Source organism: Mucilaginibacter defluvii (assembly GCF_039543225.1).
Taxonomy (GTDB): Bacteria; Bacteroidota; Bacteroidia; order Sphingobacteriales; family Sphingobacteriaceae; genus Mucilaginibacter; species Mucilaginibacter defluvii.
Map to the genome: position 1 here is coordinate 284037 of NZ_BAABJI010000001.1, position 26313 is coordinate 310349.

A 26313-nucleotide genomic window follows, 5' to 3' on the forward strand; every position below is an offset into this window, starting at 1 on the left:
ACTAAAATTTTAATCCCTTGGCAAACACAAAAAATCAAAGAGTAAACTTTGCAACCAGCCGTAAGGTATTGGAATACCCGGATTTCCTGGATGTTCAGTTACAATCTTTCCGGGAATTTTTTCAATTGGAAACAACTTCAGACAACCGCTATAAAGAGGGGTTGTTCAAAGTATTTGCCGAAAACTTTCCTATATCAGATTCAAGGAACATCTTCGTTCTTGAATTTCTTGATTATTTTATTGATCCGCCACGTTACGATATACAGGAATGTATTGAGCGCGGATTGACTTACAGCGTGCCATTAAAAGCAAAGCTTAAGTTATCATGTAATGACGAGGAGCATGAAGATTTTGAAACAATAGTACAGGACGTGTACCTGGGTACCATCCCTTACATGACACCGAAAGGTACTTTTGTTATAAATGGTGCAGAGCGCGTTATCGTATCGCAATTGCACCGCTCACCGGGTGTGTTCTTTGGCCAGAGCCGCCACACCAACGGTACCAAACTTTACTCTGCCCGTGTAATTCCGTTCAAGGGATCATGGATCGAGTTTGCTACTGACGTGAACAACGTTATGTATGCTTACATTGACCGTAAAAAGAAATTCCCGGTTACCACGCTGCTTCGCGCCATTGGTTACGATTCAGACAAGGACATCCTTGAGCTGTTTGAACTGGCTGACGAGGTTAAGGTAAGCAAATCAGGCCTGAAGAAATTTATTGGCCGTAAGCTTGCTGCAAGGGTGCTTAAAAAATGGGTGGAAGATTTTGTGGACGAGGATACCGGCGAAGTGGTATCAATCGACCGTAATGAGATCATCCTGGAGCGCGAAACCATACTGGAAGACGATCATATTGATATGATAATTGACGCCGGTGTAAAAACCATCATCCTGAATAAGGAAGATGCATCAACCAGTGGCGATTATACCATTATATATAATACTTTACAGAAAGACACTTCAAACTCGGAGAAAGAAGCGGTTGAGCACATCTACCGCCAGTTACGTAACGCTGAACCACCTGATGAGGAAACCGCCCGTGGTATCATCGATCGTTTGTTCTTCTCTGATAAAAGATATGATTTGGGTGATGTGGGTCGTTACCGCATTAACCGTAAGCTTAAGTTAGATACTTCTGAAGAGATCAAAGTATTAACCAAGCAGGATATTATCGCCATTGTTAAATACCTGATCAAACTGATCAACTCAAAAGCAGAGGTGGATGATATCGATCACTTGTCAAACCGTCGTGTACGCACCGTGGGCGAGCAGCTTTATGCTCAATTCGGTGTAGGTTTGGCACGTATGGCCCGTACCATACGTGAGCGTATGAACATTCGTGACAACGAGGTGTTCACGCCAACCGACCTGATCAACGCGCGTACACTGTCGTCAGTGATCAACTCATTCTTTGGTACCAACCAGCTTTCACAGTTCATGGACCAAACCAATCCATTGGCGGAGATTACGCACAAGCGTCGTCTTTCAGCTTTAGGTCCCGGTGGTCTTTCTCGTGAGCGTGCCGGTTTCGAGGTTCGTGACGTTCACTATACGCACTACGGTCGTTTGTGTACTATCGAAACTCCGGAAGGTCCAAACATCGGTTTGATCTCATCACTGTGCGTTCACGCCAAGATCAATAACCTGGGCTTTATCGAAACACCGTACAAACGTGTGGTTGATGGTAAGGTAGCGGTTGAAGAGCCTGTTGTGTATTTATCAGCAGAGGACGAAGACGGCAAAACCATTGCACAGGCAAACGCCATGTACGATGATAAAGGTAACTTTGATACTCCGCGCGTTAAAGCTCGTTTCGAGGGTGACTTCCCGGTAATTGAGCCTGAAAGGCTGGATTACATGGATGTTGCGCCAAACCAGATCACGTCTATCGCTGCATCACTGATCCCGTTCCTGGAGCATGATGATGCTAACCGTGCATTGATGGGTTCGAACATGCAACGCCAGGCCGTGCCGCTTTTACGCCCTGAGGCGCCAATTGTAGGTACCGGTTTGGAAGGCCGTGTAGCGAAAGACTCTCGTACCCTGATCAATGCTGAAGGCAATGGTGTGGTTGAGTATGTTGATGCTAACGAGATCCGTATTAAGTATGACCGTAACGAGCTTGACCGCCTGGTTTCATTCGATGGCGATTCAAAATCATACAGACTGACCAAGTTCAAGAAAACCAACCAGAGCACGACTATGAACCTTAAGCCGATTGTTAAAAAAGGCGAAAGGGTGGAGAAAGGCCAGGTGCTTTGCGAAGGTTACGCAACACAAGATGGCGAGCTGGCATTAGGCCGTAACCTTAAAGTAGCATTCATGCCTTGGCAAGGCTATAACTTTGAGGATGCGATCGTAATTTCAGAACGTGTTGTATCGCAGGATATATTCACTTCATTACACGTTGAAGAATTCGAGCTTGAAGTGCGGGATACTAAGCGTGGTGAGGAAGAGCTGACTGCAGATATTCCTAACGTATCAGAAGAAGCTACCAAAGACCTTGACGAAGACGGTATCATCCGCGTTGGCGCCGAGGTTAAGGAAGGCGACATCCTGATCGGTAAAATCACCCCTAAAGGCGAATCAGACCCTTCACCAGAAGAGAAACTGTTACGTGCGATATTTGGTGATAAAGCAGGCGATGTTAAGGATGCTTCATTGAAAACGCCGCCGTCTATAAGCGGTGTGGTAATTGATACCAAGCTGTTCTCACGTGCTAAAAAGACTTCGAAAGCTGAAGAAAAAGCGCAGTTAGAGAAACTGGATACCAAGCATGACAGAGCTTTAAAAGAGCTTAAGACTACTTTGGTTGATAAGTTGTTCGAAATTGTTAACGGTAAAACATCACAAGGTGTTTATAACGTTTACAAGGAGCTGTTTGTAGCTAAAGGCGTCAAGTTCACGCAAAAAATTCTTGCTGAGCTAAACTACGAGAACATCAACCCGACCAAATGGACTACTGATGAAGATAAGAATGATCAGATTAAATTGCTGCTTCATAACTATAACATCAAGGTAAATGAGGAACTGGGCGCTTACCGTCGCGATAAATTTGCGATCAGCGTGGGCGACGAGCTTCCGTCAGGTATTGTTCAGATGGCTAAGGTTTACATCGCTAAAAAGCGTAAGCTTAAAGTAGGTGATAAAATGGCTGGCCGCCACGGTAACAAGGGTATTGTTGCACGTATTGTACGTGATGAGGATATGCCATTCCTGGAAGACGGTACGCCGGTTGACATCGTATTGAACCCGCTGGGTGTACCTTCGCGTATGAACCTTGGGCAGATATATGAAACCGTATTAGGTTGGGCCGGTAAGGAGCTTGGCGTAAAATTCGCTACCCCGATATTTGATGGTGCTACGCACGAAGAGGTTGAGGAGTGGATTAAGAAAGCGGGCGTTCCTGAATCGGGGCAAACTTACCTTTACAACGGCTTAACAGGTGATCGTTTTGACCAGCCAACTACTGTAGGTATTATCTACATGCTTAAACTGGGCCACATGGTTGATGATAAGATGCACGCCCGTTCAATCGGTCCGTACTCGCTTATCACGCAACAGCCATTGGGTGGTAAAGCACAATTTGGTGGTCAGCGTTTTGGTGAGATGGAGGTTTGGGCACTGGAAGCATTCGGTGCAGCCAATATCCTGCAGGAGATACTTACCGTTAAATCGGACGATGTTATCGGCCGTGCCAAAACTTACGAAGCTATTGTTAAAGGTGAAAACCTGCCTACACCATCAGTTCCGGAATCATTCAACGTATTGGTTCACGAGCTGCGCGGCTTAGGCTTGGATATCACACTGGAATAATTATAGAGTTATTGAAGGACTGAGTTATTGATTTAATTCAGTCCTTTAAAAATATTCAATAGTTCAATAATTAAATCCTACAATAATTAAAATCAAAGGGGACTATGTCTTACAAAAAGGATAATAAAATCAAAAGTAACTTTACCAGCATTACGATCAGCCTGGCCTCTCCGGAGTCCATATTAGAGCGTTCAAGCGGTGAGGTTTTGAAGCCGGAAACCATCAACTACAGGACTTACAAGCCTGAGCGCGATGGTTTGTTTTGCGAACGTATCTTCGGTCCGGTTAAAGATTATGAGTGCCATTGCGGTAAATACAAACGTATCCGTTACAAAGGCATCGTGTGCGACCGCTGCGGTGTTGAAGTGACTGAGAAAAAAGTACGCCGTGAGCGCATGGGACACATTAACTTAGTGGTTCCGGTAGCGCACATCTGGTACTTCCGTTCGTTACCAAACAAAATAGGTTACCTTTTAGGCTTACCAACCAAAAAGCTCGACCTTATTATTTACTACGAAAGATATGTAGTTATACAGCCTGGTATTAAAGAAGGTGACGGCATCCAGAAAATGGATTTCCTGACTGAAGAAGAATACCTGGACGTATTAGATACTTTACCAAAAGAGAACCAATATCTTGACGACAAAGATCCACAGAAATTTGTAGCCAAGATGGGTGCCGAAGCGCTTGAAGAACTGTTAAAGCGTATAGACCTGGATTCACTTTCATACAACCTGCGCCACCAGGCTGCAAACGAAACTTCTCAGCAACGTAAAAACGAGGCTTTGAAACGCTTGCAGGTTGTTGAAGCTTTCCGTGATGCACAAGGCCGCATCGAGAATAACCCAGAGTGGATGATCGTTAAGATCGTACCGGTTATCCCGCCTGAACTGCGCCCGTTAGTGCCGTTGGAAGGTGGTCGTTTTGCCACTTCTGACTTGAACGACCTTTACCGTCGTGTGATCATCCGTAACAACCGTTTAAAACGTTTGATCGAGATCAAAGCGCCGGAAGTGATCCTGCGTAACGAAAAACGTATGTTACAGGAAGCTGTTGACTCGTTGTTCGATAACTCACGTAAGGTTAACGCGGTAAAAACTGAAGGTAACCGTGCCCTTAAATCACTTTCAGACATCCTGAAAGGTAAGCAAGGCCGTTTCCGTCAAAACCTGTTAGGTAAACGTGTGGATTACTCTGCCCGTTCGGTAATTGTTGTAGGGCCAAACCTGAAATTACACGAATGCGGTTTACCAAAGGATATGGCAGCTGAACTGTTTAAACCTTTCATCATCCGCAAAATGATTGAGCGTGGTGTGGTTAAAACAGTAAAATCAGCCAAAAAGATCGTTGATCGTAAAGACCCATTGGTTTGGGATATATTAGAAAACGTACTTAAAGGTCACCCGGTGTTACTAAACCGTGCGCCTACGTTGCACAGGTTAGGTATACAGGCGTTCCAGCCGCGTTTAGTTGAAGGTAAAGCTATCCAGCTGCACCCGTTAACCTGTACCGCGTTCAACGCCGACTTTGACGGTGACCAGATGGCGGTTCACGTACCGCTGGGTAACGCGGCTATTTTGGAGGCTCAGGTATTGATGCTTGCATCGCATAACATCCTGAACCCTGCAAACGGTACGCCGATCACCGTACCATCTCAGGACATGGTGCTTGGTTTGTACTACATAACCAAAGGCCGTAAAACTGATGAGAAACGTGTGGTAAAAGGCGAAGGCCTGTCATTCTATTCTGCTGAAGAGGTAATTATCGCCTACAACGAGAAAAAGCTTGACCTGCATGCCTTTATTAAAGTAAAAGCAAACGTCAAAGAACGCGATGGCAGCATCGTCAATAAATTGATCGAAACTACCGTTGGCCGCGTACTGTTTAACCAGCACGTACCTGAAGAGGTTGGTTACATCAATGAGTTGCTGACCAAGAAATCATTACGTGATATTATCGGTGAGGTTGTAAAAACTACCGGTATGGCCCGCGCGGCACAATTCCTAGATGATATTAAGGAATTAGGTTTCCAAATGGCATTCCGCGGTGGTTTGTCGTTCAACCTGAAAGATATCAATATACCTGAGCAAAAAGTTAAACTGATTGACCAGGCATCTAAAGAGGTTGAAGAGGTAATGAACAACTATAACATGGGTTTCATTACAAACAACGAGCGTTACAACCAGATCATTGACATCTGGACACGTATCAACAACCGTTTAACTGCAAACGTAATGGAGATACTGTCAACAGATAACCAGGGCTTCAACTCTGTGTACATGATGCTTGACTCAGGTGCGCGTGGTTCTAAGGAGCAGATCCGTCAGCTGGCAGGTATGCGTGGTTTGATGGCTAAGCCGCAGAAATCAGGTTCAGGTGGTGAGATTATTGAAAACCCGATCCTTTCAAACTTTAAAGAAGGCCTTTCGGTATTAGAGTACTTCATCTCTACCCACGGTGCCCGTAAAGGTTTGGCGGATACGGCGTTGAAAACAGCCGATGCCGGTTACCTGACCCGTCGTTTACATGACGTTGCCCAGGACATGATTGTTGGCGAGGTTGATTGCGGTACCCTGCGTGGTATTTACACAACAGCGCTTAAAGACAATGAGGACATCGTTGAGCCATTGTACGACCGTATATTAGGCCGTACCTCACTTCATGATGTTACCGACCCGCTTACTAACGAATTGCTGGTATCAGCCGGTCAGGATATTACTGAAGAGATCGCTAAAAAAATAGAGAACTCTCCGTTAGAGGGTATAGAAATACGTTCGGTATTAACATGCGAAAGCAAACGCGGTGTATGTACGCTTTGCTACGGCCGTAACCTTGCAAGCGGTAAACGCGTGCAAAAAGGCGAGGCTGTGGGTGTTATCGCGGCACAGTCAATCGGTGAGCCGGGTACACAGCTTACACTCCGTACCTTCCACGTGGGTGGTACCGCATCAAACATCGCGGCTGAATCTCAGATCAACGCAAGGTTTGATGGTATTATCGAATTTGAGAACGTACGTACTGTTGAGTATGAGACAGAAGAAGGCGCTGTTGATGTAGTGTTGGGCCGTTCAGGCGAATTCCGCATTATTGAAGAGGGCAGCAATAAAGTGATCATGACTAACAACATCCCATACGGTTCATACCTGTATATCAAGGATGGCAGCAAGATCACCAAAGGCGACCGTATCTGTTCATGGGATCCGTACAACGCGGTTATCATCTCTGAATTTGCAGGTACTGCAAGGTTCGACGCCGTATTAGAAGGTATTACCTTCCGTGAGGAGTCTGACGAGCAAACCGGTCACCGCGAAAAAGTTATTATCGATACTCGTGATAAAACCAAAAATCCGGTTATCCAGATTGCGGATAACAAGGGCGAAATTATCAAAGGGTACAACATCCCGGTAGGTGCGCACATCGCGGTTGACGAAGGTGATAAGCTTAAAACCGGTCAGGTTATCGCTAAAATCCCTCGTTCAACAGGTAAAACGCGAGATATTACAGGTGGTCTGCCTCGTGTAACTGAGTTGTTCGAGGCACGTAACCCATCAAACCCGGCCGTTGTTACTGAAATTGACGGTGTGGTAACTTTAGGTGGTGTTAAACGTGGTAACCGCGAGATCACTATCGAGTCGAAAGACGGACAGGTTAAAAAATACCTGGTGCCACTTTCAAAACACATCCTGGTACAGGATAACGACTTTATAAAAGCAGGTATGCCGCTTTCTGACGGTTCAATATCACCTGCCGATATATTGGCCATCAAAGGCCCTGCAGCTGTGCAGGAGTACCTGGTAAATGGTATTCAGGAAGTTTACCGCTTACAGGGTGTGAAGATCAACGATAAGCACTTTGAGGTTATCGTTCACCAGATGATGCAGAAAGTATCTATCGAAGATGCAGGTGATACCCGTTTCCTTGAAAAAGAAGCTGTTGACAGCTGGGATTTCATGATGGAGAACGATGAGATATTTGACAAGAAAGTTGTGGTTGATCCGGGAGATTCAACTACGCTTAAAGCGGGTCAGATCATTTCATTGCGTAAACTGCGCGATGAGAACTCAGCACTTAAACGCCGTGACATGAAACTGGTTGAGGTAAGAGATGCCATCGCGGCAACATCAAGCCCGATACTGCAAGGTATTACCAGAGCGTCATTAGGTACTAAGTCGTTCATCTCGGCTGCATCGTTCCAGGAAACTACCAAAGTATTGAACGAAGCCGCTATAGCTGGTAAACGCGACAGCATGCTTGGTTTGAAGGAGAACGTAATCGTAGGTCACCTGATCCCGTCAGGTACCGGTTTACGCGAGTACGAAAACATCCGCGTTGGCTCTCAGGAAGAGTTTGACCGTTTGATGGCTTCAAAAACCGAAGACGTAGAAGCATAAAAACTTCGGCGAACAAATATTTATCAAAGCCTTCCGTTATAACGGAAGGCTTTTTTATTTTAGGCGGTTGCAAACCTAAAAGTAAATTATCCGTTAACTTAAGCTATTATGTTCAGTTTTTTTAAGAAGAAGGCATTGCCTGAGGTGCGGTTTGACTGGCTGGGTACTGATATACACTCTCATTTACTGCCCGGTATAGATGATGGCTCGCCCGATCTGGAATCGAGTATATCCTATATTAAATCTCTAAACCAATTAGGGTTTCAAAAATTTATATGTACGCCACATATTTTTATGGAGGTGCACCCCAATAATCGGGGTACTATAACAGGCGCTCTTGAAAAGGTACTGGCGGCTGACGAAATTAAAAGGCTTGGTGTAAGTGTATCTGCCGCTGCGGAATATATGGTTGATAATGACTTTGGCCCGCTGATGAATGCCGCCGATGGCATGATGGAGCTGCCCGGTAAGCATTTACTGATTGAAATGTCGTACCTTTCAGAAACACCCGATATTGAAAATTATATATTTGAACTAAACGTACGCGGTTATAAGCCTATACTTGCACATCCTGAGCGTTATACCTTTTACCACCGCAAACCCGAAAAAATAAACCGGTTTAAGGATATGGGCTGCCTTTTGCAACTCAACCTGTTATCGGTAACGGGGTATTACGGCCGAGAAGCTAAACATACGGCGTTGAAACTGCTTAAAGAAGGCGTTTACGCGCTGGCAGGTACTGATTTCCATCACGATAAACATTTGCAGGGTTTTTTGGATGCCCGTATCTGGAAAGATGTTTATGACGAAGTTAAAGATTATGGTTTTCGAAATAAGGAATTGTTCGGTTAAAATTGATGAATATTTATCTTGCTGGCAAACAATATATGATGTATAACGTATTAAGCCTCTAAACGACTGTATTATCTCGGTTTGCGATTTTGATAATAAAAGGCGGATAAAAATAAATTTCTTTTCATTTTTTTTCTATTTTAGTAAGAAAATTTAATTTAATATCTATCTTAGCACAGTAATACTGTGGTTATTACAGTAGTTTAATAAATTCATAATAATTATTTTTCTATATAGTAATAAACCCAAACTTTATAACTCACTTCAATCTATATATGAACAAGAAAATCACTAAAATTTGCTGTATTGGAGCAGGATATGTTGGTGGGCCTACCATGGCAGTAATCGCACAAAAATGTCCGCATATAAAAGTTACCGTAGTCGATCTGAACGAAGCGCGAATTGCTGCTTGGAATGATCCCGATACAGAAAATATTCCTGTTTACGAGCCGGGCCTGTCAACGGTAGTTGCTGAAGCACGTGGCCGTAACTTGTTCTTTTCAACAGAAGTGGATAAGGCTATTGATGAAGCCGAAATGATATTTATATCAGTAAACACACCTACCAAAACTTACGGTACCGGTAAGGGTATGGCTGCTGACTTAAAGTACATCGAGCTATGCGCGCGCCAGATTGCCCGCGTAGCTAAAGACGATAAAATCGTTGTGGAAAAATCAACCTTGCCGGTACGTACGGCCGAGGCGGTAAAAAATATCTTACAAAATACCGGTAATGGTGTAAACTACCAGATACTATCGAACCCGGAGTTTTTGGCCGAGGGTACGGCGGTTGAAGATTTGCACGCGCCTGACCGTGTATTGATAGGTGGAGACACCACCCCTGAGGGGCAGGAAGCGCTTAACGCACTTGTTGAGGTTTACGCCAACTGGGTGCCCCGCGAACGCATATTGACCACTAACCTTTGGTCCTCAGAGTTATCAAAACTTACTGCTAACGCTTTTCTGGCGCAGCGTGTGTCGTCGATCAACGCACTGTCTGAACTTTGTGAGCGTACCGGTGCAGACGTAACCGAAGTAGCCCGCTCAATTGGTACGGATAGCCGTATCGGCCCTAAATTTCTTAAAGCTTCTGTAGGTTTTGGCGGCTCATGCTTTCAAAAAGATATTCTGAACCTGGTATATATTGCCCGTTCGTATGGCTTGAAAGAAGTTGCTGATTACTGGGAGCAGGTAATCATTATGAACGATCATCAAAAAAGCCGCTTTGCCAACAATATTGTAAAAACACTTTACAATACCGTGTCAGGCAAAAAGATCGCTTTTCTGGGTTGGGCGTTCAAAAAGGATACTAATGATACACGCGAATCTGCCGCTATCTATGTAGCTGATGCGTTGTTGAACGAAGAAGCGGGCATTGCCGTTTACGATCCTAAAGTACCGGAATCTCAGGTGTTTTTTGACCTTGATTATTTAGGAACACGCAGCCCTGAAAAGAACAAGCAACTGGTTACAAATTTTACCGACCCTTATGAAGCTTGTAAAGATGCGCATGCTATCGCCATCCTTACCGAGTGGGATGAATTCAAAACTTACGATTGGCAGCGCATTTTCGACAATATGAAAAAGCCGGCGTTTGTGTTTGATGGCCGCAGCATTGTTGATTCTGCCGCTTTAACCGATATTGGTTTTAAAGTATATACTATCGGTAAATAAGCGATGGCTTAATTACCGCGATGAATTTTTGTATCAAACTAACTCAAGTCTGAATTTGCAGGTAAAATGTCCCATTTAAGGGCTTTTTATCTGCTTATAATGTTTTGGCTATATAAGCGCATGCGTGTGGTTGTTTTTGCTATGGAAAAAAAGTGTTAGTATTGTAAAATGATCATTTTAATTTATGTATAGAATTTTTCGCGATTGCAGGGTAATCATTGCATTTCTGTTGCTTAGCTATAGCTTCACATCCTGCGTTTCCTATAAAAATGTCCCTTATTTTCAGGATCTGGACTCAACCCAGGTAAAAATAGCTTTAGAGCAATACAGGCCGCAAATAGTACAGCCGAATGATGTATTGAGTATTAAGGTAACCTCGCTAAGCGCCGAGAGTAATGTGTTGTTCGGTGATAACATGACCGAATCGCGTATGGGTGGCGGCAGTAACAATAACAACAACGCCAATACCTTACAATACGGAGGTTTCCTGGTAAACGAAGTAGGCGAGGTGGAACTGCCAACCCTCGGGAAAATCAAGGTAAAGGGTTTAACCACTACACAGGTTAAAGATACCGTAACGGCACTGGCAGCGCGGTATGTTAAAAACCCAACAGTTACCGTGCGGATGCTTAGCTTCAAGATTTCTGTAACAGGTGATGTTACCCGCGCGGGTACATTCCAGATCACTAACGAGCGTGTAAGTGTGCTCGAGGCTATCGCCCTTGCGGGTGATTTACGTGTTACCGCGCGCAGGGAGAATGTGTTGGTGATTAGGCAAAACGGCGATCAGATGCAGTTTGCACGGTTAGACCTGCGTTCAAAAAAGGTATTTGAGTCGCCGTATTTTTACCTGAACAACAATGATGTGATATACGTTGAGCCCAATATTAAACGTTTGGAACGAAACGAAAACTTATATCAGAACACTACATTAATAGTAAGTATTTTAACTACCGTTTCACTTTTAATTTACCGGTTTAGTAGTAACTAAACCACCACCATTTAACTATGCAAGACGGAACAGTAACTGCCCAAAACGTGCAAAATACTGACGAAGAATCGGTTGATTTTAAGCAAATATTATTCAGGTACCTCTATCATTGGCCGTTGTATGTTGTTGCAGCGGTTATCGCTATTTGTGCCGCTTTCTTTTACATGCGCTACACCCCGCCGGTGTATCAGATGCAAACTTCGTTATTAATTAAGAACGACTCAAAAAATGGTTCAGCTCCGCAAATGGCTCTGAGCGAAATTGACCTCTTCTCCAATAATAAAGTTGTTGAAAACGAAATCGAGATTTTGAAATCAAAAGCCTTGATGGAAAAGGTTGTCACCAACCTAAACCTGGGCATTGAATATTACTCAACTAACGACATTATTGAACGGCCGTTATACAAAAATGGGCCTATAGATATGTACGCTATTGAATTTAACCCTAATTCGCGCGCATATGAATTGATGTTCACTTATTTAGGCGGCAATAAATTCGTGGTTCAAAATAAAGAGGGTGAAAAATTCAATGGAGAGTTTGGTAAGATATACCATAAATTCTTCGGTTCATGGAAAATTGATAATACCAAAGATGTTCAGGCGTTCAAAGGCCATGAGATCAAGATCAAGATTGCCAAGCCATACCTCATTGCAAACCGTTTACTAGGTAGTTTATTAATTACTCTACCAACTAAAAACGTTACAGTTTTACAGATTTCCCTTGAGGATGTTATACCAAAAAGGGGAACTGACATCTTAAACCGCTTGATTTTCGAGTACAACAAAGCCGCCGTTGAGGACAAAAACCTGGTTACCGAAAGTACGCTTAAGTTTGTTCAGGACCGTTTAGACTCGTTAGGCAGTGAACTTAACATAGCCGAACGCAGAGTAGAAGAATTCAAAAGCAGCAAGGGTTTAACCAATATCTCATCAGAGGCGGATATGGTGTTGAAGAATATTCAAACTGTTGACGCTAAGCTGAACGAGGTAAACATCCAGTTGAGCGTTATAGAGGGTATAGAGAAATACGTAGCCAATGCAGATCAAACATCTTCAGTACCTACAACACTTGGCCTTAATGACCCGGTATTGTTAGGTTTAATTTCCAATCTTACCGATCTTGAAGCAAAAAAGGCAAGCATATTGTCAAACGGTACGGTTAATAATCCGTTATTAGAGCCCTTGCAGGTACAGATAGAAGCTTCGAAAAGAGCGATAAGCGAGAGTGTGCAGGTAATGAAAAATTCGTTATTACTTACCAAGCGCGATCTAACCTCTACTACCAGCCGGATGGAAGGGGCCATCAGGCAGATACCGAAGCAGGAGCGCCAGTTCATAGACCTGCAACGCCAGCAAACTATTAAGGATAACCTGGTAACCTACCTGTTGCAAAAACGCGAGGAAGCAGCCTTATCATATGCGGCAACCATTGCCGATAGCCGTGTAATTGATGAACCTTATGTGAATGATTCACCAATAAAACCTAAAGCGCAAATTGTTTATACATTGGCTTTGGTGTTAGGCCTGGTTGTGTCAACCGGCTATGTTTATATTAAAGATCAGCTTAACAATAAGATTGCGAGCCAGCAGGATGTGATGGATAAAACCAAAGCGCCAATACTTGGCCAAATTATGTTTAGTGATGGTTTTGAGCCGGTAGTGGTTAAGCCTAAAAGCCGTAAAGCAATTGCCGAGCAGTTCAGGGCATTCCGCACTAACCTTCAATTTGTGTTTGGCGCCAAGCAGGAATCGCATGTAACGTTGTTTACTTCCAGCATGTCTGGCGAGGGTAAAAGCTTCGTGGCGCTTAACCTGGGTGCTGCTTTCGCGATATCAAACCGTAAAACGGTTGTTTTAGAGCTCGATTTACGTAAACCAAAAATCTCAACAAGTTTGGGTATCGATAACTCTTTTGGTATGAGTAATTACCTGATCGGGAAGGCTACAAAAGAGGAAATTGTTAAGCAGAGCGAGGTACATCCAAACCTGTATATTATTAGTTCGGGGCCTATTCCACCAAACCCTGCCGAGTTATTGGAGCAACAGGCGATGGACGACCTGATCGCTTACCTGAAGCAAAATTTTGATGAGATTATTATTGACTCACCACCGGTAGGCCTGGTTACTGATACCCTGATACTTGCCCGTTTGGCTGATCTGAGCTTGTACATTGTAAGGCATGGTTATACCCAAAAAAACCAAGTGCAGATGCTCAATCAGCTTTACGAAGAGCGCAAATTGCCTAAGCTGGGTATCGTAATGAATGCAATTCAGTCAACAGGAAGCTACGGTTACGGTTACGGATATGGCTACGGATATGGCTATGGATATGGCTACGGATATGGCTATTACTCAGATGATAATAACCGTACAAATACTTCTTTCAAAAAGAAAATAGCTAAATTCCTGAGTCGTTTTTAGAATGTAAAGTTTAACAAATGCATATCATTAAATATGCATTTTATTAATAAAAACACCTTTTTAATGACTAAATGCAAAAAATATGAACTATTTTTTGCATTTAGTCATTTTTTTTGCCTTAATTTGTGTTAAGATAATAAATGAGTAGTTATATTACTCATTTATGATGTTGAGTTAAGCGCGTTTAAACATCTACGCAGCACGCCAAATAAATATGCTCGAGACGCTGATTACATCGAAAACACGAATTAAATTGTTGTTAAAATTTTTTCTTAACAGCGATACCAGAGCTTATTTGCGTAGCCTGGAATCCGAGTTTGGCGAATCAAGCAATGCTATACGTTTGGAGTTAAACAGGTTTGAAGATGCCGGCCTGTTGGTATCGTCAGCCTCCGGAAATAAAAAATTATATCAGGCAAACCGCTCTCACCCCTTTTTTAACGAACTGAATAACATAATATTCAAGTTTGTAGGCATTGATGAAATTATTGAAAAAGTATTGCGCCGCATTGGCGATCTGCAATCAGCTTACATAACCGGCGATTTTGCCCGGGGACGCGATAGTAAGGTAATAGACTTGTTACTTGTAGGCGCCGAACTTAACCGTGCCTATGCTGCAAAACTGGTTGAAAAGGCAGAAAAAGTTATAAAGCGCAAAATACGTTTGCTGATAATGGATGCGGAGGAAGTAGACAGTTATATATCTACTAACGAAGCGCTATTAATATGGGAGCGTTAAATTATAGATACCAAGAATATCCGATTGATAAATGAAACTGAAATTTAAAAACAACTTTATAGGGTACTTCCAATTTTACTATAACGTTATAGGCAACAAGCTGCTTTTAAATACCGGTTTAGGTATCATGGTAAGCTTTTTGGATGGTATGGGCCTGGCTATGTTTATGCCCCTGCTGCAATCAGTTAGTGATACCGGCGAAATGAATTCGTCGGGCAAGTCAATGGGTAAGCTGCACTTTTTAACGGATGCCATTACCTCGCTTGGTTTCCAGATCAATCTTAACTCTATACTTGTTGTGCTGGTGCTGTTGTTCGCTGTTAAGGGCGGATTGAAGTTTTTTCAGCAAAACGGGCAGGTGCAATTGTGGTTTTACTTTATGCGCCGCATACGTTTTGCCATGCTGGCACAATTGCAGGGTTTAACTTATCGCGACTTTTTAAAGCTTGATACCGGCCGTATTCAAAACACCCTGACCGGTGAGGTGGGCAGGCTGAACCAAACGGTTAAGTTTTATTTCAATGCCATACAGTCGGCAGTAATGCTGTTAACTTATGTGGTGCTGGCGTTTTTGGCTAACTATCAGTTCGCGCTTATTGTAGGTGTGGGCGCGGGTATATCAAGTTTGCTGTACAGGCGTATTTATCGCTCAACTAAAAGCGCTTCCCTGAGCATATCAAAAACAGGTAACCAGTTTAATAAACTTATAACGCAATCCATTTACTATTTCAAGTACCTTAAATCAACGAACTATTTCGCACGTTTTTCTGACCACATAAAGGGGGTAATACGCGATTCGGAAGAGTTCAATAAGAAAATGGGTTATAACGCCGCTATCACCAATAGTGTTAAGGAGCCCGTTATCATATTAATAGTTGCGGGTGTGATCTATATACAGGTAAGCTACATGGGTACCATGTTAAGTACCATATTGTTAAGCTTGTTATTGTTCTACAGGGCGCTGATGTCATTAGTACTTGTACAGAACTTTTGGCAGAGCTTTATCCAGAACAGTGGTTCGATGGACTCGATAGCCAGCCTTTATACAGAGATGGCAGAAGGGCAGGAGCATGAGGAAAGTAAAGCCTATAAAGGATTTGAGCATGGCATAAAAATCTCGAACAGTTCGTTCTCGTACGATAAGGTTAAGCAGATACTGGATAACGTAAACATAGATATCCCTAAAAACAAAACCATCGCCTTTGTTGGGGAGAGTGGCTCGGGTAAAACCACGTTGGCTAACATCCTGGTGGGCTTATTAAAACCGGATTCAGGCCAACTGTTGGTGGATGGTGATGTGCTGAACCAGTATAACCTCAACAGCTTCCGTAACCGTATTGGTTATATATCGCAGGAGGCCGTGGTGTTTAACGATAATATTTATAACAACATCACTTTTTGGGCTGAACGTACGCCTGAAAATTTAGCGCGCTTTAATAAAGCGGTTGAACTGGCATCGTTAACCGCGTTTATTGACAGCTTGCCCGATAAGGAGAATACCATGCTGGGCGATCATGGTACGTTAGTATCAGGCGGACAAAAACAGCGTATATCCATTGCCCGTGAATTATATAAAGATGCCGACATCCTGATATTGGATGAGGCTACCTCTGCGCTCGACTCTGAAACTGAGCGCGTGATACAGGATAACATTGAAAAGCTGCACGGTACTTATACCATGATCATTATAGCACACCGCTTGTCAACCATTAAAAATGCCGATACCATTTACCTGCTTGAACAAGGGATGGTAGCGGCTAACGGCACTTTTGACGAAATGGTTGAAACGTCTGAACGTTTCAGGCGCATGGTAGAGTTGCAGGAAGTTTAAGAACCGGTTATAATATTTGCAGATGAATAAGAACGAAAGAATTTTTGGCCTTGACCTGATGCGCTGCATAGCGATATTGTTTGTGCTTTTCAGTCATGCCCGGTTTTATCTACCCATTGCCGATCAGCAAAGCATTACTGTGTTGGGCTTTTGGGGTGTTGAACTTTTCTTTGTGCTTAGCGGTTTCCTTATTGGTGGCATACTGATCAAAACATTTGAGAAAGAAGCTACCGGCGGTTCCCTCAAAACTTTTTGGGTGCGCAGATGGATGCGTACGCTGCCTAACTATTACCTTTTTATATTTATTAACATAGCCTGCGTGCTTTTGCTTAAGCCGCCACATATACGCATACAGCATTTGAGCTGGTACTTTGTGTTTTTACAAAATTTTGCCTGGGTTAAACCATCGTTCTTCAATGTGTCATGGAGTTTATGTATTGAGGAGTGGTTTTACATGTTTTACCCGCTGGCTGTTTTATTCTTCAGGTATGTATTCAAGTTCAGCATCCGTAATGCATTCTTAACTGCAACATTGTTGTTTATTATAGTACCGATAGGTTTCCGCTTTTATTGCTTAACTGTAAAACATTACTATTTCTGGCAAACCCGCATGATCGTGATCAGCAGGCTTGATGCCATGATGACCGGTGTATTCGTAGCATTCCTGAAATTTTATCACCGTAAAACTTATGAAAAACTGGTTGGCCCCGGCGCTATAATAGGCGCTGTAATAGCGGCAGGTTTGTTCGTGTTCTATTTAAATAATAACGCAATGGAAGGCGTTAACCCGGTTGTACAGGTGTTCTTTCTAACGGTGATGACGATAGCATTTGCCTTGTTTTTACCGGCTTGCAATAATTTAAAAACTAAGAGTTCAAACTTTGTTTATACGGCTATATATAAAATATCGCTGTGGTCATACTCAATCTACCTGATAAACTTTCCGGTAGTATACGTGCTCAACACGGTTGAAGAGAAATTCGGGTTAAAGGGCGGTGTTTATTCGCTTATATTCTTTGTGTTGTTCTTCGCGCTTAACTTAATTATATCAAGTTATCTGTACAGGTTTGTTGAAAAGCCTTTCCTTACGCTGCGCGATAAATATTTTAAAGAAGAAAAGCCGGGTACCGCGGTACCTGCAACGCCTATAATCAGGTAAACAATTTAGTAGGGATAAGTGACGGGTGTTTAAATAATAGTATAAAACAATTGTAATCAAATTGAATAAATTCAGATGAGAAACTTACAGATCACTACACGCTGGTTAAATAAAGAGCAAAAAACGCTCAAAACTACGTTGGAAGAAGCCAGTGTTCCGGAATTAAGGCAAGGTGAAATTTTAGTTGAAATGCTTGCCATACCTATGCACGGAAGCTTTTGGCTGGCCTCGCACCCGGATGGTATACACCCGCGTCGTGATGAGTTTATGATTGATGACGAATTTGTTTTTGGTAACGGTGGCGTTGGCCGTGTTATCCGCTCAAATGCTGATGCGCGCGAGATAGCCGAAGGTGATTATGTAACTGTATTTGGCCACGTGCCCTGTGAGCATTACGATTGCTACGCCTGTACTGTGTTACACCGTTATACCGAGTGCGACTACGGCGAGAGTACCATCATAGGCCACGGTAAGCACAGCTACGACGGCTCATACGCCAAATACGTAGTATTGCCAAAATACTCGTATGAGATATGCTACCGTAAACACGAAAACCCGACCATACAACAGTTAATGCCTTTCATGTTCGGCTTTTTAATTGCCGATGTGCGTAACGCGCTTACCCGCCATGCCGATTCATTACGTATGCGCAGGTTGCTTTTAGTAGGTTCAGGTTTTTCTGGCTTGATAGCCGCTTATATACACAACCGTACCTGCCCTGAATCAAGAATATTTGTTTTGGATTCATCAGAAGAGCGTTTGGCGGTGATAAAAGCCATCGATCCGGAATCTATAGAAACTTATGTATTGCCTGAAGAGATTGTAGGCGAGTTGAACAACAAACAGCAAAGCCTTGGTTTCAGGCACGAACTGAACAGCAGCATTGAAGATATCGCCAAAAAAATGAAAGCTCATTTTGGTGGCCGTGGTTGTAACCTATTGTTCGATAGTTCATCAGGTAATACAGCGCCGATCTGGGATAACAAAAATATATTGAGCCCGTCAACACACTGTATACCTTTCGGTTTCGGTTCGCACTACATCCTGTTGAATAAGGATCTGATCCAGTTTTCAGGTTTGAATATCATGATGTCTCGCGGAGTGGGTAACATTCGTAACCGTAAAGAGGTAATTGAGTTGATAAAGGCCGGTGCGAGCGCGTTTATTGAGGAGCACCTGATTGAGCCGGCCATACGTTTGCAAGGTTTGGAAGAAGGAATAAAATATATTGACGAAATGCATAATCCGCCAAGGCCACTGCACCAGGTTGGTCATGCATACATTATTCCGAATCCTAACTTCAATGGGTAATGAGGATTGACTTGTTACTTCTGATGTACAATCGTCCGGAGCACACGTTAAGTACGCTTGAGGGATTGGCGGCCAATGGCATAGCGCACGTTAAAGCCTATTTGGATTACTCGGACAAACCCGAAGTGATCGAGAACCAAAAGCAAATACTTGACATTGTACACAACTTTAAAGGACTGAACATTACGCTTACCCAGCGTACCGAAAAGTTTGGCCTTGCAAAAAGTGTACGTACGGCCATGAGCGACGCGTTTGCTGATGGAGCTGATGCTGCTATATTGCTGGAGGATGATTGTGTATTAAGACCGGGGGGCTATGAATTTTTCAGGCAAGGCCTTACCGAGCTGAAGGATAACAAGAAAATACGGAGCCTTTGTGGCTACCTGTTTCCGAATTGTAACTTTATATTTGATCCGGAAGCTGATTTATTGTTGCTCAACCGCTTTTCAACATGGGGCTGGGCAACATGGGCGGATAGATGGCAGCAGTACGAAGTTGACCTGGCAAAAGTGGTATCGTTATTTGATACAATCGGCTTTTCGATAGAGGATTTCTCGACCGATATGGCCATCCTCTCAAAATCTGAAAAGTTTTTGAAAGGCCAGGTAGATATATGGAGCGTGAGCTGGATATTGCTGCATTATCTAACATCCACCTTTGCGGTATATCCAAAGGAGGCTGTGATAGACAATATAGGGCTTGATGGTAGCGGCGCCAATTGCGAAGATACAGAGGTTTTTAAAACAGGTAAATCAAACGCTGTTATTAACCAATACAATTGGAAAGGGCTCAACTACTTTTTGGAAAACGAGGAAATTATTAAAGAGTTTATGGCCATTAACGGCTTAAAAACATATCCGAAACCATAATGGAAAACGTTACAGAATCAGCTATAAATGTAAATGCAGCAGCACTGGAGGCCTTTGCCCAAAAGTTGTTGCTTGCCGCCGGTTTTGATGGACTTTCGTCGCGCACAGCGGCCGAGGGTTTGGTGCAGGCATCATTACGCGGTGTTGATTCGCATGGTATACGGTTATTGCCTCATTATGTAAAGGCGCTAAAGGCCGGGCGTTTAACCCCACAGCCAGAATTTAAATTTGAACAGACGGGGCCAACCACCGGCATCATCAATGCCGACCATGCACTGGGTTTCCCGGCAGGCCAAACAGCCATTGATAAGGCTATGGAGATTGCTGCCCAACAAGGTATGGCCGCGGTAACGGTTACCAATTCGTCGCATTGCGGTATGTTGGCGTACTATACCATACAAGCCGCCAAAAAAGGCTTTTTTGCTTTAGCGGTAACTAACACCACGCCGAGGCTTATCCCGACAGGTTCAAAAAAGGCATTTCTAGGTACTAACCCATTTTGTTATGCCTTTCCGTTGCAAAACGAAGAGCCGCTATGTTATGATGCCGCTACTACGCAGATTACCGGTAATAAAATACAATTATACCGCCAGTTAGGGCTTGCCTTACCTGATGGTGTAGCTGCCGATAAGGATGGCAACATCACCACTGATGCTAAATTAGCCGAGCTGTTGGTGCCATTTGGAGATTATAAAGGCTTTGGGATTGCTTTGCTGGTAGATATACTTTGCGGCGCGCTATGCGGTATGCCTAACGGCGACCAGGTAAGTGCCATGTACGGTGCCGATATATCAGGTAAAAGACTGCTTGGTCAGTTTTACCTGGTATTTGATATCAACCGCTTCAGGCCGCTACAGGCTTTTGCGCAGGAACTGCAGGAAGAAATGGACCGCCTGCGTGCATTGCCATCCGTTGATGGCCGCGCTATAATGGCTCCTGGCGATCCGGAAAAATTGATCAGTGCTGAACGCGCTACATCAGGCATCCCTCTGGAGCCCGAGATTTTTGCATCGTTACAATCGGTTGCTGATGAACTGAATGTAACCGGAATTAATGAGATAATTTTAAACTGATATACATATCTTAATATGGAGAAGAAATCAATAGTACTGGCTATTACACCGGCAAGGGGCGGCTCAAAAGGCGTTCCGCGTAAAAATATTATCGATCTGGGTGGAAAGCCACTTGTTGCACATACCATTACACAGGCGAAAAAGGCCACGCTGATTGACGAGTATATTGTAAACAGTGAGGACGAAGAAATCCGTCAGGTAGCGGAAAAGTGGGGTGCCAATACCATGACCCGCCCGGATATGTACGCCCATGACCAGATATTGCAGGAAGTTGATTTGTTGCTGAAATGGACCGTAGAGCAATTTGAGGAAGCTAACCCGGATAAGCACGTTGATATAGTAGTATTGCTATACCCGACAGCGCCGCTGCGTAATGTATCAGCTATTGATGCTGCTATTGATCTGGTGAAAAACCAGGGATATGATTCGGCATTGAGCTTATACTATGATACCCGTTACCTATGGAGTGTAACCGACGAAGGAACTACAGTAGAACCGCGTAATTACGACCCAAACAAGCGTATGCCGCGCCAAAAAGAATCATGGAACCAATGGGCAGAGAACAAAGCCATTTATGCCACCAAGCGTGATATACTATTTTCTATCGGTCGTATCGGACCAAAATGCGGGTACGTAGAAATGGAAAAATGGCGCTCAATAGACATTGACGAACCTGTAGACCTAGAAATGGCTCGCGCCCTATATCAAGCTAAAAAAGACATACTGGATTCGTAATCATTACACTATTAGTAAGCAATTATTCAAAAGAATATGATCGTCGGCAAAGAATACAAAGACAAGTTTCTCCCCCACTGGGAAAAATGGAAACGCGTAACTTTCCGTGGTTATAATTATGGAGGGATAATTGCGAATGAGTTATCTCATCTTCATCACATAGATGGTAATGGTAAAAAATATAATCTTGCAGGCGAACTGAAATTTTTATTAAAAAGTTTGTTTTATAAGAACTTAAATTTACCAGTTTCTGTAACCAACATATCAGGTAATGCATCTTGTAGCAATACTATTGGTTTTGTAATGGATGATGATAATCGTGGTGATTATTTAAAACAATGTGAATTTGTCTTAAATCAATTGAACGATTATAAAATACGTGTTTTTACAGTTGTTAAGGACGTTAAACTAAAAAAGCGATTTGCTTTTGGCTCAAGCATAAACAAGCTTATAATTGTAGTAAAAGTATTATCTAACGTATCAGTTAAAAAGTCCTTCAAGTCACAGTCATTATCAAAGAATATAAATCTGCTTGCCAAATGTCTTTTTTATTATGATGTGATTGAGAATATTAAACTAAACAAACTCTTAGATAATGTAGATTTATTGATTGCTTTCTCAGATATGAAGCAGTACGGTAATATCTTTGTCCAATCTGCAAAAATACAGGGTATAGTGACAGGGACATTACAGCATGGTATATATATCAGGCACAAAGATGATCAATACTCTCAATCAGCTATTAATTATTTGAATTCACCTGCTGATTACTTATTGGGCTGGGGAGAAAGTATTGTAAACGTTTTTAATGTGGATGGTCAAACGGTTAAGAAAGTATTATTATCAGGCAGTTCTGTAAAAGACTATCAAATAGATGATTACTATACTACAATGGACCAAACCAGATTGCCATCAAATAAATTCGTTGTGTTGTTCTCTCGAAGTACACTAAGGCAGTCAAATGCTGATATGCTTCGCATTTCGCAAATAGTTGCATCCGAAACGGGATATCGGTTTGATGTATTAATGCACCCTACTAATAAAATGGAGCATTATGAGTTTGATAAATGCACTAATCTTAATAAGATTTATCAAGATTCATCATTATTACTAAAACTCATAGATGATTCTGACTTCTGTATTTGCCATTCTACTACTGTATATTTTACATCGTTGTTAAAACACAAAGCTTGTTTTAGGTACGAGGATAAATATTTTATTGATTATGGAGGACTTAATGATAAGTTCAGTGATGAAAAAGAGCTTCTCAACAAAATTACAGAAAGTGCTCATTCTCTTGAAAACGATAAAAAGAAGCAGGTAGAAATGTTGCTAAAACATCAGTTTGGAAATATCGAATATTCTTATAAAAAAAGCATACAAACGTTATTAAATCAAGCCGTTAAAAGTTAAAATATATCTTGTAAAGACTGACTATGAATAAAAAAGCCAGAGTAATTGCATTCTATTTGCCACAGTTTTATCCTATACCTGAGAACGACAAATTTTGGGGGAAAGGTTTTACAGAATGGACGAATGTAGCGGCAGCTAAGCCTCTTTATAAAGGGCATCAACAACCGGTCATTCCCGGAGATCTGAGTTTTTATGACTTAAGATTGCCTGAAATAAGAGAAGCACAAGCTAAGTTGGCTAAAGAGCATGGTGTGGAAGCATTTTGTTACTGGCATTATTGGTTTGGCCGTGGACGTCGTATTCTTGATCGTGTTTTTGATGAGGTAGTTAAATCAGGTACACCTGATTTTCCATTCTGTCTTGGGTGGGGTAACGAGACTTGGTCAGGAATATGGCATGGTTCACCGGGTACTGTGCTTATAAAACAAGAATATCCTGATGTGAGGGACTTTGAGGATCATTTTAACACAATTTTACCAGCTTTTTTGGATAAAAGATATTTAACGGTAGACGGAAAACCTTTATTTCTCATATATCGTCCAGGAGATAAAGATTTCGATATACATCTTTTCGTTTCAACATGGCAGCGACTTGCCAAGCAAAACGGACTCCCTGGCGTATATTTTGTTGGTGTACTCAATGGTAAGAAACCGTCTGAGGTAAGCATGGACGCTCTTGTGTCAAATGCAATTAGCCCTGTGGTAACGCAAGTAGAAAAGAAAAAATTTGGAAATATTCAAATGAAGGCTCGCCGAAAGTTTCCACTTTATAATTCATTTTTTCTACCGCGCCGCATATCGTATAAAGACTTTATTGCTCAGCAAGAAGCGGATGGATTACCTGAAGGCTATTTACCTAACATAGTGCCACGTTGGGATAATACGCCCAGAAGTAAAAAAAGGGGAGTAGTACTAATGGACTCAACGGCTGAGCTTTTTGAGATACATGTTAAAAGCGTAATCAAATCAATCCAAAATAAACCAGAGCAGGAGCGTATAGCATTTCTTAAATCTTGGAATGAATGGGCTGAAGGTAATTACATTGAGCCTGATCGCGAAACTGAAAATTCATATTTAGAAGTTTTAAAAAAATGTGTTGAGGGTTGATATGAAAGTTTTGTTGACATCAAATGCTAATAATCCATATATAACAGAACTTGTAAAAGAGTTGTCAAAAGTAATGGAAATTAAAAATTCAGTTACTGATTTTTGGGAATCCGATGAAATATTTGATGTTGTTCATATACAATGGCCCGAAGAGTTATTTAAATGGTTAGCCCCCTCTGACGAACAGTTAAATCATTTTAAAGTTCGGTTTGAAACTTGGAAAGGGCGTGGAAGTAAAATAGTGATTACAAGGCATAATGAATTGCCAAATAAGGAAGATGCCTTAAGCTTTAAGTCACTTTATGATTTTTCATATGCAACGGCTGATGCGGTTATTCATTTGGGACGATACAGTTTTGAACGGTTTGCTGATAATAGAACTATAAATGAGGTTATTCCACACCATGTTTACACAAGTTATCCAAATTTGGTAAGTCGGAGTGAGGCTAGAAGTAAGCTTGGTATACCTGAAAAAGCTAAGGTTATATTATGCTTTGGAATGATTAGAACAAAGGATGAAAAAAAACTTATTTTTAAGGCTTTCTCCAAATTAAATATCACTAACAAATATTTATTAATACCTGGTTTTTTTGAACGGTATTCTTTTAAAAAACTTCCGTTAAAAAAGACGGTAATTAGATTAAAGCATTATTTTAAAAGTGTGTTTTCAAATCAGTGGCTTGGTTTTAAATTCGTTCCACACAATGAAGTCCAATTTTTTTTCAATGCTGCTGATGTCGTTCTAATACCGAGACTGGAAAATTTGACATCTGGAGTAGTTTATTTATCTCTGGCGTTTAATAAATATGTAGTAGGGCCTGAAAATGGAAATATTACTGAAGTTTTAGATAAGTTTGGCTTTCCGAAATTTAATGGAGCGGATGAATTATCTGTGATCACTGCTTTAGAGAAAGCACTATCTATTGAAGAATGCGGCAAAGTTTCAGAAGCAGCTAAAGAGCAATTTTCATTGTCTCATTCAGTCAAGCTGCATGTAGACCTATACACCACCATAACCCAATAGTCAAATGCGAACTTATACTCCATTCGTCACCGTCATTATCCCCACTTTTAACGATTGGGATAGGTTGGCGTTGTGTTTGCGAGCGTTGGAACGGCAAACTTATCCGGCTGACAGGTTTGAGATTATTGTCGCTAATAACAATCCTGTTGATATAGTGCCTGAGGGTTATAATTTACCTGCTAACTGTCAGGTAATCACTGAGGCAAAACCCGGTTCGTATGCGGCGCGTAACGCCGCGCTTAAAATTGCAAAAGGGGATATATTGGCGTTTACCGATTCGGATTGTATTCCGTATGATGACTGGATCAGCACGGCCGTTAATCATTTTGATAATCATCCGCAATGCTATCGTATTGGCGGCAGTGTAGAGTTGTTTTACCAATCAGCAAAGCTTACTAAAGCAGAGCTATATGAAAGTGTCTTCGCTTTCAACCAGGAGCGATATGTAAACGTAGAAGGAACCAGCATCACAGCCAATATGTTTACTAGGCGTAAGGTTTTTGATGCGGTAGGCGACTTTAATGATACGCTGATGTCGGGAGGTGATTATGAGTGGGGCGTTCGTGCGTTAAAAGGAGGGTTCGGAATTGATTACGTTCCGGAGTTAGTTATTAAACATCCGGCCAGGCATGATCTGAAAGAGATTGCCGACAAAGCCCGCCGTGTTGGTGGCGGACAAGCGGGTTTTCAGCAGAATAAAAAGATCGATAAACTGGGGCACATCATCAGTTTCATAAAAGAAGTAAGGCCAACCGGGGGGGATATCAGGTATATTATGAAGAAAGGGAAAAACCTTTCTTTAAGGCAAAAACTTGACGTTTTCTTTGTTCGATATTACCTCAAGGCCGTTCGTTCAGCTGAGCGTTACAGAGTGTTAACCGGCAAAAAGGCCAGCAGATTTTAGT

At 42.3% G+C, this 26313-nt stretch carries 17 protein-coding genes; all 17 read left to right on the forward strand.

Translation table 11 applies throughout. The annotated features are described in order from the left end of the window. Positions 1–17: 17 nt before the first annotated feature. Positions 18–3821 carry a DNA-directed RNA polymerase subunit beta gene (gene rpoB / locus ABD960_RS01255; RefSeq protein ID WP_345329014.1) on the forward strand — a complete coding sequence of 1268 codons (3804 nt, stop codon included), beginning with the start codon at positions 18–20 and terminating at the stop codon, positions 3819–3821. Positions 3822–3925: 104 nt separating this feature from the next. Then, a complete protein-coding gene (gene rpoC / locus ABD960_RS01260; RefSeq protein WP_345329015.1) occupies positions 3926–8212 on the forward strand; it encodes a DNA-directed RNA polymerase subunit beta' in 4287 nt (1428 codons plus the stop codon). A gap of 108 nt (positions 8213–8320) precedes the next feature. Then, positions 8321–9064, forward strand: coding sequence for a tyrosine-protein phosphatase (locus ABD960_RS01265; RefSeq protein WP_345329016.1), 744 nt, complete (start codon positions 8321–8323; stop codon positions 9062–9064). A gap of 275 nt (positions 9065–9339) precedes the next feature. Further along, the gene (locus tag ABD960_RS01270; RefSeq protein WP_345329017.1) at positions 9340–10737 is read left to right on the forward strand and encodes a UDP-glucose 6-dehydrogenase; all 1398 of its coding nucleotides are present in this window, start codon (positions 9340–9342) and stop codon (positions 10735–10737) included. A gap of 184 nt (positions 10738–10921) precedes the next feature. After that, a complete protein-coding gene (locus ABD960_RS01275; RefSeq protein ID WP_345329018.1) occupies positions 10922–11728 on the forward strand; it encodes a polysaccharide biosynthesis/export family protein in 807 nt (268 codons plus the stop codon). A 17-nt stretch (positions 11729–11745) separates the two neighbouring features. Then, entirely contained in the window at positions 11746–14148 is a 2403-nt protein-coding gene (locus ABD960_RS01280; RefSeq protein WP_345329019.1) for a GumC family protein, read from the forward strand. 256 nt (positions 14149–14404) lie between these two features. Continuing rightward, positions 14405–14887, forward strand: coding sequence for a hypothetical protein (locus ABD960_RS01285; RefSeq protein ID WP_345329020.1), 483 nt, complete (start codon positions 14405–14407; stop codon positions 14885–14887). A 31-nt stretch (positions 14888–14918) separates the two neighbouring features. Next, positions 14919–16718 (forward strand): ABC transporter ATP-binding protein, encoded by a 1800-nt coding sequence (locus ABD960_RS01290; protein ID WP_345329021.1) that lies wholly within the window; start codon positions 14919–14921, stop codon positions 16716–16718. A gap of 22 nt (positions 16719–16740) precedes the next feature. Beyond that, on the forward strand, positions 16741–17877 hold the full coding sequence (locus ABD960_RS01295) for an acyltransferase family protein (protein ID WP_345329022.1): 1137 nt from the start codon (positions 16741–16743) through the stop codon (positions 17875–17877). A 75-nt stretch (positions 17878–17952) separates the two neighbouring features. After that, on the forward strand, positions 17953–19188 hold the full coding sequence (locus ABD960_RS01300; RefSeq protein WP_345329023.1) for an alcohol dehydrogenase catalytic domain-containing protein: 1236 nt from the start codon (positions 17953–17955) through the stop codon (positions 19186–19188). Further along, the gene (locus ABD960_RS01305) at positions 19188–20057 is read left to right on the forward strand and encodes a hypothetical protein (protein ID WP_345329024.1); all 870 of its coding nucleotides are present in this window, start codon (positions 19188–19190) and stop codon (positions 20055–20057) included. The genes ABD960_RS01300 and ABD960_RS01305 overlap by 1 nt, the downstream gene beginning before the upstream one ends. Beyond that, positions 20057–21130 carry an Ldh family oxidoreductase gene (locus ABD960_RS01310; protein WP_345329025.1) on the forward strand — a complete coding sequence of 358 codons (1074 nt, stop codon included), beginning with the start codon at positions 20057–20059 and terminating at the stop codon, positions 21128–21130. Before ABD960_RS01305 ends, ABD960_RS01310 begins: the two co-directional genes overlap by 1 nt. Positions 21131–21145: 15 nt before the next feature. Next, complete coding sequence (locus ABD960_RS01315; protein ID WP_345329026.1) at positions 21146–21865, forward strand: acylneuraminate cytidylyltransferase family protein; 720 nt, start codon at positions 21146–21148, stop codon at positions 21863–21865. A gap of 36 nt (positions 21866–21901) precedes the next feature. Continuing rightward, entirely contained in the window at positions 21902–23278 is a 1377-nt protein-coding gene (locus ABD960_RS01320; protein WP_345329027.1) for a hypothetical protein, read from the forward strand. A gap of 23 nt (positions 23279–23301) precedes the next feature. Beyond that, positions 23302–24384: a glycosyltransferase WbsX family protein gene (locus ABD960_RS01325; protein WP_345329028.1), complete on the forward strand. Its 1083-nt coding sequence runs from the start codon at positions 23302–23304 to the stop codon at positions 24382–24384. Between the two features lies 1 nt (position 24385). Next, the gene (locus tag ABD960_RS01330) at positions 24386–25408 is read left to right on the forward strand and encodes a glycosyltransferase family protein (protein WP_345329029.1); all 1023 of its coding nucleotides are present in this window, start codon (positions 24386–24388) and stop codon (positions 25406–25408) included. 4 nt (positions 25409–25412) lie between these two features. Beyond that, the gene (locus ABD960_RS01335; protein WP_345329030.1) at positions 25413–26312 is read left to right on the forward strand and encodes a glycosyltransferase family 2 protein; all 900 of its coding nucleotides are present in this window, start codon (positions 25413–25415) and stop codon (positions 26310–26312) included. Position 26313 lies beyond the last annotated feature (1 nt).